Annotated in this window: 15 protein-coding genes and 1 tRNA gene; 15 read left to right on the top strand and 1 reads right to left on the bottom strand. The window is 65.1% G+C overall.

Annotation, left to right across the window (positions count from 1 at the left end):
* From V7Q39_RS20625 to V7Q39_RS15970, 6 genes are all read left to right on the top strand, one after another.
* The coding region (locus V7Q39_RS20625) for a hypothetical protein (protein ID WP_134059749.1) at nucleotides 1-71 on the top strand (71 nt) is incomplete at its 5' end.
* A 211-nt stretch (nucleotides 72-282) separates the two neighbouring features.
* Nucleotides 283-837: a hypothetical protein gene (locus V7Q39_RS15990; protein ID WP_333817608.1), complete on the top strand. Its 555-nt coding sequence runs from the start codon at nucleotides 283-285 to the stop codon at nucleotides 835-837.
* An 82-nt stretch (nucleotides 838-919) separates the two neighbouring features.
* Nucleotides 920-1,219: a ribbon-helix-helix domain-containing protein gene (locus tag V7Q39_RS15985; protein WP_333817607.1), complete on the top strand. Its 300-nt coding sequence runs from the start codon at nucleotides 920-922 to the stop codon at nucleotides 1,217-1,219.
* A gap of 87 nt (nucleotides 1,220-1,306) precedes the next feature.
* Entirely contained in the window at nucleotides 1,307-1,702 is a 396-nt protein-coding gene (locus V7Q39_RS15980; RefSeq protein ID WP_333817606.1) for a VOC family protein, read from the top strand.
* Between the two features lie 34 nt (nucleotides 1,703-1,736).
* Nucleotides 1,737-2,258 carry a Twin-arginine translocation pathway signal gene (locus V7Q39_RS15975; RefSeq protein ID WP_333817605.1) on the top strand — a complete coding sequence of 174 codons (522 nt, stop codon included), beginning with the start codon at nucleotides 1,737-1,739 and terminating at the stop codon, nucleotides 2,256-2,258.
* Nucleotides 2,259-2,272: 14 nt separating this feature from the next.
* Nucleotides 2,273-3,841 (top strand): GMC family oxidoreductase, encoded by a 1,569-nt coding sequence (locus V7Q39_RS15970; RefSeq protein ID WP_333817604.1) that lies wholly within the window; start codon nucleotides 2,273-2,275, stop codon nucleotides 3,839-3,841.
* Between the two features lie 36 nt (nucleotides 3,842-3,877).
* On the opposite strand, the gene V7Q39_RS15965 is transcribed toward V7Q39_RS15970, so the two are convergent.
* Complete coding sequence (locus V7Q39_RS15965) at nucleotides 3,878-4,732, bottom strand: hypothetical protein (RefSeq protein WP_333817603.1); 855 nt, start codon at nucleotides 4,730-4,732, stop codon at nucleotides 3,878-3,880.
* A 184-nt stretch (nucleotides 4,733-4,916) separates the two neighbouring features.
* Between V7Q39_RS15965 and V7Q39_RS15960 the strand changes: the two genes are divergently transcribed.
* The 9 genes from V7Q39_RS15960 to V7Q39_RS15920 form a co-directional block, all read left to right on the top strand.
* Nucleotides 4,917-4,992: transfer RNA gene (locus V7Q39_RS15960), tRNA-Trp, on the top strand.
* A gap of 107 nt (nucleotides 4,993-5,099) precedes the next feature.
* Nucleotides 5,100-5,621: a hypothetical protein gene (locus tag V7Q39_RS15955; protein ID WP_333817602.1), complete on the top strand. Its 522-nt coding sequence runs from the start codon at nucleotides 5,100-5,102 to the stop codon at nucleotides 5,619-5,621.
* Between the two features lie 294 nt (nucleotides 5,622-5,915).
* Complete coding sequence (secE, locus tag V7Q39_RS15950) at nucleotides 5,916-6,107, top strand: preprotein translocase subunit SecE (protein ID WP_333817601.1); 192 nt, start codon at nucleotides 5,916-5,918, stop codon at nucleotides 6,105-6,107.
* 166 nt (nucleotides 6,108-6,273) lie between these two features.
* Nucleotides 6,274-6,807: a transcription termination/antitermination protein NusG gene (gene nusG, locus V7Q39_RS15945; RefSeq protein WP_333817600.1), complete on the top strand. Its 534-nt coding sequence runs from the start codon at nucleotides 6,274-6,276 to the stop codon at nucleotides 6,805-6,807.
* Nucleotides 6,808-6,904: 97 nt separating this feature from the next.
* On the top strand, nucleotides 6,905-7,357 hold the full coding sequence (gene rplK / locus V7Q39_RS15940) for a 50S ribosomal protein L11 (protein ID WP_333817599.1): 453 nt from the start codon (nucleotides 6,905-6,907) through the stop codon (nucleotides 7,355-7,357).
* 5 nt (nucleotides 7,358-7,362) lie between these two features.
* Nucleotides 7,363-8,061: a 50S ribosomal protein L1 gene (gene rplA / locus V7Q39_RS15935; RefSeq protein WP_333817598.1), complete on the top strand. Its 699-nt coding sequence runs from the start codon at nucleotides 7,363-7,365 to the stop codon at nucleotides 8,059-8,061.
* 259 nt (nucleotides 8,062-8,320) lie between these two features.
* The gene (gene rplJ, locus V7Q39_RS15930; protein WP_333817597.1) at nucleotides 8,321-8,836 is read left to right on the top strand and encodes a 50S ribosomal protein L10; all 516 of its coding nucleotides are present in this window, start codon (nucleotides 8,321-8,323) and stop codon (nucleotides 8,834-8,836) included.
* A 64-nt stretch (nucleotides 8,837-8,900) separates the two neighbouring features.
* A complete protein-coding gene (rplL, locus tag V7Q39_RS15925; protein WP_333817596.1) occupies nucleotides 8,901-9,278 on the top strand; it encodes a 50S ribosomal protein L7/L12 in 378 nt (125 codons plus the stop codon).
* Between the two features lie 238 nt (nucleotides 9,279-9,516).
* Nucleotides 9,517-9,926: hypothetical protein (locus tag V7Q39_RS15920; RefSeq protein ID WP_333817595.1), on the top strand; the 410-nt coding region annotated here is incomplete at its 3' end.

Raw genomic sequence — 9,926 nt, 5'->3', positions numbered from 1 at the left:
AACTGCGCTTCGCCATCCGCGAAGGCGGCCGCACCGTCGGCGCAGGCGTCGTCTCCAAAATCCTCGCCTGAGGGCTGTCAGGCGGGTTCTCCCCCGCCTTGCAAGGCAGATAAAAGGACGGCGGCCCGATCGGGCCGCCGTTTTCCTTTTCAGGGCGACCAACCCGGCATTCCCCCCGCGCCCGAGACCACCGAAATCTTTGCGGTGTTTCCGGAAAACAGGCTATGCTGTCGGGACAAACTCCTTTTCAGCCAGTTTTCTTCGATCACGAGGTTTCTTGCCATGGCCTATAATGCCGCGAATGCCGTCACCTTTTGCCAGCGCCAGACCGGGCGATACCGGGACGGGGAATGCTGGACTCTGATGGAAGATGCCGTCACCAGCGCGGGGGGCCGGTCGTCGCGCGGGCTGACCCCGAATTTCTCGCCGCATGCTTCTTTTGTCTGGGGCACGCTGGTCAACACGGCAAGCCTTCAGGCGGGGGACGTGCTGCAGTTCAGCGGCTACAGCTGGACCCGCACCACCGTCACCGACGTGACCAATGCCGACGGCAGCGGCTCGAACGACGAGACCTTCGCCACCGAAACCCGGGGCAGCCCGCAGCATTCGGCCATGGTCGTGCGGGTTCTCTCGCCCGGGGTGGTCGAGGCGATCGAACAGAACGTCCCTCCCATCTCGGGCAATGTGCAGACCGTGACCCTGGTGCTGCGCGCGCCCGAGCCGCAGGTGACGGTCACCCGCACCCCGAATGGCCGGGGCGGAGAGACGGTGACGACCGTCACGATCACCGATACCGTCCGTGCCGCGCCCCGCTGCTACCGGCCCATCGGCGCCTGACGCGCAGCAACGCATCGGTTGACGATTCGCCCGTTCCGCCCCACCCTTGCCCGGTCCACAAGGCCAGCAGGGGAGGCCAGCCATGTGCCAGATGTTTGCCGGGCAGGACCCGGCCCGCTACGAATATGTCACCCGCCGCTTGCGGCTGAACGGCCAGTCCACCTCGATCCGGCTGGAGCGGGCGTTCTGGGGAATCGTCGACCAGATGGCGGCGAAGGACGGGTCCACCACCCCGGCCTTCCTGTCCAAGCTGCATTCCGAGGTGCTGGAACAGCAGGGTGAGGCCACCAACTTCACCTCGCTCCTGCGCTGCGCCTGCATGATCCACCTGGGCGAGCTGGAGCAGGTGCCACAGCCCGGCGACCGCTTCGCCGCGGAGTAGGAAAATCTTCCTGTAGTATTCCCCTACTACCTACCCCCAAAATTGGTCCGGTAATCTTACCAGATCAACGCCACTTTCGGGGGTCCCATGGCCAAGCTCATCCACTCCATGGTCCGCGTGCTGGACGAGGCGCGCTCCGTGGCCTTCTACGACGCGGCCTTCGGGCTGAAGGTGGCCGACCGGCTGGATTTCGACAGCTTCACACTGATCTACCTCTCGAACGCCGAGCAGACGTTCGAGCTGGAGCTGACCGTCAACAAGGGCCGGGCCGGGCCCTACGATCTTGGCGACGGCTACGGCCATATCGCGGTCAGCGTCCCGGATGCCGAGGCAGAGCACGACCGGCTGACCGCTGCCGGGCTTGCCCCCCGCAAGATCGTCGACTTCCGCAATGGCGACGTCCAGGTCGCCAAGTTCTTCTTCATCGCCGACCCCGACGGCTACCAGATCGAGGTCATCCAGCGGGGCGGCCGCTTCCTCTGAGCAGCCGGCCCGGCCAGACAAAAGGGAGGAAACCATGACGAAACATGACCTTCGGGGGCTGACCCGGCGTCAGCTCCTGTCGCGCAGCCTTGCCGCCGGGGCGCTGGCGGTGGCCGGTCCGGGCTTCATCGCCGCGCCGAACGCCGCCTGGGCGGTCGAGGTGACGGTGATCACGCCCGCCGAGATGGCGACGCTTCTGCAGATGGCGCGCGACATCTACCCGCATGACCAGGTGCCCGACCAGTTCTACGCCGTGGCCGTCAAGGGCTATGACAGCGAGGACCACAAGGCCCTGGTCGCCGAAGGCGTCGCTGCGCTGGACGCCGCCGCCAAGGCCGCAGGCTTCGCCGACTACGTTTCGGCGGGCTGGGAGGAGGACCGGGTCAAGCTTCTCCAAAGCGTCGAAGCCACCCCCTTCTTCGGCACCGTGCGCGCGGGTCTCGTGACCGGTCTCTATAACCAGAAAGAGGTCTGGCCGATCTTCGGCTACCAGGGGGAAAGCTTCTCCCAGGGCGGCTACATCGAGCGCGGCTTCAACGACATCGACTGGCTGTAGGGGAGGGCCGTCACATGGTTGCGAAATTCGACCTGAACGACGACTCTGTCGTCGTCATCATCGGCACCGGCGCTGGCGGCGGTGTCCTGGCCAACGAACTGGCGCAGAAGGGCGTCAAGGTCGTGGCGCTGGAAGCGGGCGGGCGTTACATGCCCGAGGACTTCATCAACGACGAATGGGAAAGCTTCGGCCAGCTCGCCTGGACCGATGCCCGCACCACCAGCGGCAGCTGGCGGGTCCACAAGGACTTCGCGGGGTTGCCCGCCTGGATCGTGAAGGCCGTCGGCGGCACCACGACCCACTGGGCGGGCGCCTCGATCCGCTTCCAGGATCACGAATGGAAGGCGCTGACCACCTATGGCGCGGTCGAGGGGGCGAACCTTCTGGACTGGCCGATCGACGGGGCCGAGATGGCGCCCTGGTACGAAAAGGCCGAGACCAAGCTGGGCGTCACCCGCACCGGCGACCGCCCCGGCCTGCCCGGCAACAACAATTATCTGGTCTTCGAGAAGGGCGCCAAGGCGCTTGGCTACAAGGAAGTCCACACCGGGCGGATGGCGATCAACTCGCGCGACTATGACGACCGCATGTCCTGCCAGCAGACCGGCTTCTGCTTCCAGGGCTGCAAATGGGGCGCCAAATGGTCTTCGGCCTATACCGACATCCCGCGCGGCGAGGCGACCGGCAACCTGGAAGTCCGCGACCGCGCCCATGTCGCCCGCATCCTTCATAACGAGGCGGGCAAGGTGACGGGCGTCGAATATTTCGACAAGGACGGTGCGCTTCAGATGCAGAAGGCCCGCATCGTCTGCGTCGCCGGCAACTCTTTCGAGAGCCCGCGCCTCCTCCTGAACTCGGCCTCCAGCATGTTCCCCGACGGCCTGGCCAATTCGTCCGGCATGGTCGGCAGGAACTACATGCGCCACACCACCGGCTCGGTCTATGCGATCTTCGACAAGCCGGTCCGCATGTGGCGCGGCACGACGATGGCCGGGATCGTGCAGGACGAGGCGCGGCATGATCCGTCGCGCGGCTTCGTCGGCGGGTATGAACTGGAGACGCTCAGCCTTGGCCTGCCGTTCATGGCCGCCTTCCTCAACCCCGGCGGCTGGGGCCGCAGCTTCACCACCGCGCTCGACCATTACGAGAACATGGCCGGGATGTGGATTGTGGGCGAGGACATGCCGCAACTGACGAACGGCGTCACCCTCAGCGAGACCAAGGACCAGCACGGCCTGCCGGTCGCCAATGTCAACTTCGACGACCACCCGAACGACGTGGCGATGCGCAACCACGCCTACAAGCAGGGCATCGCGATGTACGAGGCGGTGGGGGCGACCCGTGCCTTCCCGACCCCGCCGTATCCCTCGACCCACAACCTCGGCACCAACCGGATGTCGGCGGAAGCGAAGGACGGCGTGGTGAACAAATGGGGCCAGACCCACGACATCGCCAACCTCTTCGTCTCGGACGGGTCGCAATTCACCACCGGGGCTTCGGAGAACCCGACGCTGACCATCGTCGCCCTCGCCATCCGCCAGGCCGACCACATCGCCAGCGAGATGAGCGCGGGCAGTATCTAGGCATGTCGCGGGCCGGGGGCGCACCTCTCCGGCCCGCTACCCCTTCGCCCGCGCCGCCTGTCGCATCTGCCAGCCCAGCCGCACGCCCGGATGGGCCTTCACCTGTTCCAGCATCGCCTTGAACGGCGCGCGCTGGACCATGCCCTCATGCCAGCTTGCCGCCTCGCGCACCCGGCTCATCAGCTTGCCGTCGGTCAGCCCATCGACCCGCGCCGCCGCCAGCCTCTCTGGCGTCGCCGGGGCGATGCACATGAAGACCAGTCCCACCTTCGGCACATGGGCCAGCGGCAGGAAGCAGTCCCGCAGCCCGACCATCTGCGCGGGCAGCCAGGGCTGCACCGCCATCAGGTAATCCTGCTGGATCAGGATCGACCGCCCCGGCACCAGCGCCGGAAAGAACTCTGCCGCGATATGGTCGGCCATGGCGGACCATATCGCGGCATCGACCGAGAGAATTTCCACCGGCCCGCCCGTCCAGCGCATCTGGCCGATGTCGCCGACATGCAGCGTCACATGGCCCTCCCAGGGCGCCAGATACCGCCGCACCAAAGGCAGCAGATCCGCATCATCAGCCTCGGGCAAGGCCTCGCCCGGCAGGAAGCGCGCCCAGAAGGCACGGGAGGACCGGAAGCGGTCATAGCTGTGGACGTGATAATCCCGCCCCGACAGCGCCAGCCCGGACAGCAGCCGCGCTGCCGAGCCGCCCGCATAGGCGCCAAGATCGACGGTGGCACCATCGCCCTGTGCCCGCCGCCCCAGCCAGTGGTAAAGCTGGCCCTCCTCCGGCGTCAGCATCGTCGGCACACGTGCCGCCGCGCCGAGGTCGGCCTCGGACACCGCCCCCCAGGGGCGGCGCGCGAATTCCGTCACGATTTCTGCGACCGGCTGCACATATCCCTCCTGCCTTGCGCCACCCTAGGACCCTCGGCTGCACCTCGCCAGCCTTGCTCCTGGTTCGACTTCGTCTTCTCGTCGCGACCCCCTGCGACGAGTGACGAAGTCATCGAGGAGCCTTCCCCGCCCTGCGAGAATCCCTTGACCTCCCGCGCGGCCTGCCGTAACCGGGGCCCCGCGTAGGGGTATAGCTCAGCTGGTAGAGCGACGGTCTCCAAAACCGTAGGTCGCGGGTTCGAGCCCTGCTGCCCCTGCCATCCTCCCGGCCAGATCCTGCCCGTCGCCCGTTCCCTTTCGGGAACCCGGCCGGTTCCTGCGCGTTCGTTCTCCATACACCTGATCACAGGACCATGGAGAGAAACCAATGTTTCATGCGAAAACGGCAGCGGCTGCTGCTGCTCTCATCGCCGTCATGGCAGGCCCGCTGCTTGCCGATGTCGAAAAAGTGGCCCGGGTCGACGTTTCGGTCGACATCTCGGCAGTGAACGACGCCCAGGCGGCCACCTTCTGGGCCAACCTGGAGACTGATCTGGAAAACGCGCTGGTCGCCAAGCTGGCTGGCCGCCTGCCGCTGAAGGAGGCCAAGCCCGACGATGACGGCAAGATCGACGGCGCGCAGATCATGGTCGACATCCGCGAGGTCGAGCTGGCCAGCGCCTTCGAGCGCGAGCTGAACCTCGGCGATGCGGTGCTGGTCGGCGACGTGACGATCCGCGATGACACCAATATGGCGAACACCGACACCTATTCGCTGAGCGTCTCGCTGGAAAACGCGCATGTGGTCGCGCCCGAGGGCGTGACCGTGCTCCTCTCGACCGACACCACCGGCGCTTATAACCGTCTGGTCGAGGCCTTCGCCGAGGGGGTCGTCAGCCGCCTGAAGTGACCTTTCCGCCTCTCGCGCTCCCTCCTGTCCCGGGGGGCGCCAGAGGCCTTGCGTCCGGCGCTGCTGGTGGCGCCGGACGCGCCTTTTTCTGCCTGGCCTCCCCCGCACACCGCATCGCACGGGGACGCGGCGCAGCAAATCCTTTCCAGATGCTGAATGTCCGCGACCAAGCCATTGATTCCATTGTGGCGGCCCCGCTGTCCCGCGTGGGCAGGCGGTGGTGCCTGCGGCTTCCGCTTGAAATCCGCCTCCCGAACCCGTATCTCCCTCCGCGACCCTAGTCCCGGAATCCCCATGTCGACCATCAATCCCGTCCAGTTCCTGCAGCAGGTCCGCGCCGAAGTCGCCAAGGTGGTCTGGCCCACCCGCCGCGAGGTCCTTCTGACCACCGTCATGGTCTTCATCCTCTCCGCCCTTGCCGCGACCTTCTTCAGTCTGGTCGACCTGGCGATCCGGACCGGCCTCCACTACATCATCGGCGGCTGATATCCGGCCCGTGCTGGGCTTTCCCTCTTGAACTGACGGCGGGCAGGGGGTAGACCCCGCGCCAACCAAAGGGACACCGGCGCGCATCGATTCGGGGTGCGCGCTGTTTTTTGTTCCGGGACGGACGAAGATGGGCCGAATGGCCCGGCAGCAAGGATTGAGGCAGATGGCGAAGCGCTGGTATTCGGTGAGCGTTCTCTCGAATTTCGAGAAGAAGGTTGCCGAGCAGATCAAGACCGCCGTCGCCGATGCCGGTCTGGAAGACGAAATCGACGAGATCCTGGTCCCGACCGAAGAGGTGATCGAGGTCCGCCGCGGCAAGAAGGTCACCTCGGAACGCCGCTTCATGCCGGGCTACGTGCTGGTCCACATGGAAATGTCGAACCGCGGCTACCACCTGATCTCTTCGATCAACCGCGTCACCGGCTTCCTTGGGCCTCAAGGTCGGCCGATGCCGATGCGCGACGGGGAAGTGAACGCGATCCTGAACCGGGTCGAGGAAGGCCAGGAAGCGCCGCGCAACCTGATCCGCTTCGACATCGGCGAGACGGTGCAGGTAACCGACGGCCCGTTCGAGGGCTTCTCGGGCATGGTCGAGGATGTGGACGAGGCGCACAGCCGCCTGAAGGTCACGGTGTCGATCTTCGGCCGGGCGACGCCGGTGGAACTGGAATTCACTCAGGTCTCCAAGGGGGCCTGAGGAAGCGCGTGGGAGGCGAGCGTCCCCGACCCGATCGGGGATGACGGACCGGACCACTAAACCGCACCCAAGGGTGCAGTGACAAAGGAGAGGCCAGATGGCCAAGAAGATTATCGGCAGCCTCAAGCTGCAAGTGAAAGCCCAGCAGGCGAACCCCTCGCCCCCGGTCGGCCCGGCTCTGGGTCAGCGCGGGCTGAACATCATGGCCTTCGTGAAGGAATTCAACGCGAAGACCGCCGACATTCCGCCGGGCACCCCCACGCCCGTCATCATCACCTACTACCAGGACAAGTCCTTCAGCCTCGAGCTGAAGACCGCCCCGGCCTCGTTCCTGATCAAGCAGGCCGCCGGTCTGCCCGCCGTGGGCAAGCGCGCGCGCGCCAAGGGCTCGATGAAGCCCGGTCGTGAAGTCGCCGGTTCGATCACTGCCGCGCAACTGCGCAAGATCGCCGAGACCAAGATGAAGGACCTGAACGCCAATTCCGTGGAAGCTGCGATGCAGATCATCCTCGGCTCGGCCAAGTCCTGCGGCATCGAAGTGAAGGGCTGAGAACCATGGCAAAGATTGCAAAACGCGTCGCCAAGGCGAACGAAGCCTTCGCTGGCAAGGCGAACATCACCGTTGAAGATGCGGTGAAACTGATCAAGGGCGCGGCCTCGGCCAAGTTCGACGAAACCGTCGAGATCGCGATGAACCTGGGCGTCGACCCGCGTCACGCCGACCAGATGGTCCGTGGCGTCGTGGCCCTGCCGAACGGCACGGGCAAGACCGTCCGCGTCGCCGTCTTCGCCCGTGGCGCCAAGGCCGATGAAGCCAAGGCCGCCGGTGCCGACATCGTCGGCGCTGAGGACCTGATGGAGACGATCCAGCAAGGCAAGATCGAGTTCGACCGTTGCATCGCGACCCCGGACCTGATGCCGCTGGTCGGCCGCCTGGGCAAGATCCTCGGCCCGCGCAACCTGATGCCGAACCCGAAGGTCGGCACCGTGACGATGGACGTGAAAGCGGCCGTCGAGGGTGCCAAGGGCGGCGAGGTCCAGTTCAAGGTCGAGAAGGCCGGCGTGATCCACGCGGGCGTCGGCAAGGTCTCGTTCGACGAGGGCAAGCTGGCCCAGAACATCCGCGCCTTCGTGGATGCGGTGTCGAAAGCCAAGCCTGCGGGCGCGAAAGGCACCTACCTGAAGAAGGTGTCGCTCAGCTCGACCATGGGGCCGGGCGTGTCGGTCGACATCTCGTCGGCGACGCAGGCCTGAAGGATCGGTGCGCTGTAGCGCACCCTACGAAATTCCTGATCCGCGAGGGTCGGGATTAGCCGGGCGGAAACGCCCGGTTCTGTCCGAGACGGTGGGTGGTGCGCAAACACCATAAATCCTGCCCGAGATGGGGAACGAGATTTGGGGCCACCCATCCGGGTGATCTTGGTTTCGGGAACCTGAAACGGACCCGAACGTCCCCGACTTGATCGGGGACAAACATGAGCCGGGGGGAAACCCCCAACCTTGGAGTGAAACTGTGGATAGAGCCCAGAAAGAGAAAGTGGTCGAGGAACTCGGCCAGATCTTCGAAAGCTCTGGCGTTGTGGTGGTTGCCCACTACACCGGGATGACGGTTGCACAGATGCAGGACCTGCGCGCGAAGCTTCGCGACGTGGGCGGGTCCGTCCGCGTTGCCAAGAACACGCTCGCCAAGATCGCCCTGGAAGGGAAGCCCGCTGCGAAGATGGGTGATCTCCTCACGGGCATGACCGTGCTGTCCTTCTCGGAAGACCCCGTGGCTGCGGCCAAGGTCTGCGAGGCCTACGCCAAGACGAACGACAAGTTCGTCATCATCGGCGGGGCAATGGGCGACACGGTTCTGGACCAGGCCGGTGTCAAGGCTGTCGCGTCCATGCCGTCGCGCGAAGAGCTTATCGCTCAGATCGTGTCGTGCATCGGTGCGCCTGCCGCCAACATCGCCGGGGCCATTGGTGCGCCTGCGTCGAACATCGCGAGCATCCTGTCGACCATCGAGGAGAAGGCTGCGGCCTGACCCTTTGCCCGGTGTGGTTGAACATCACATCGTTGGAACCCATCTTAACAAACGGAACTGAAAAATGGCTGATCTGAACAAACTCGCCGAAGAGATCGTCGGTCTGACCCTCCTGCAAGCTCAGGAACTGAAGACCATCCTGAAGGACAAGTATGGCATCGAGCCCGCTGCTGGCGGCGCTGTGATGGTTGCCGGTCCGGCTGCCGGTGCTGCTGCCGCTCCTGCGGAAGAGCAGACCGAGTTCGACGTCGTCCTGACCGACGCCGGTGCGAACAAGATCAACGTGATCAAGGTCGTCCGCGAACTGACGGGCCTCGGGCTGAAAGAAGCCAAGGACCTGACCGAAGCTGGCGGCAAGATCAAGGAAGGCGTCTCGAAAGCCGACGCCGAGGCGATGAAGAAGAAGTTCGAGGAAGCTGGCGCCAAGGCCGAGCTGAAGTAATCGGACATCGGGGGCAACCCCGCGAAAAAGCAGGGCTGGGGCCGAGGAATTCGGTCCCAGCCATGCGCGTCTTGGAAGGGGCTTTCGGGTCGAAAGCCTCTCCCCAGACGCGATGGGGTTCGGGAGCCACCCTTCGGGACGGGCGGCACGAATGGAACCCTTCGCTCTCTTCGCAAGCGGTGCGCGCCCGTGGCCCGACGGGTGGTGCGCCAGCGAAAAATGAAAGGTACAGACGAACATGGCGCAAGCTTATGTTGGCCAGAAACGCGTCCGCCGTTACTTCGGCAAGATCCGCGAAGTTCTGGAGATGCCGAACCTGATCGAGGTTCAGAAATCCTCCTACGACCTGTTCCTGCGGTCCGGCGACAGCGACAAGCCGCTGGACGGCGAAGGCATCCAGGGCACGTTCCAATCGGTCTTCCCGATCAAGGATTTCAACGAGACCTCGGTCCTGGAATTCGTCAAGTACGAGCTGGAAAAGCCGAAATACGACGTCGACGAATGCCAGTCGCGCGACATGACCTATGCCGCGCCGCTGAAGGTGACGCTGCGCCTGATCGTGTTCGATGTCGATGAAACCACCGGGGCCCGGTCGGTCAAGGACATCAAGGAACAGGACGTCTACATGGGCGACATGCCCCTGATGAC

The organism is Tabrizicola sp., from assembly GCF_036781545.1.
Taxonomy (GTDB): Bacteria; Pseudomonadota; Alphaproteobacteria; order Rhodobacterales; family Rhodobacteraceae; genus Tabrizicola.
The sequence above is the reverse complement of the archived record's forward strand: the minus strand, read 5'-3'. Positions and strand labels throughout refer to the sequence as shown.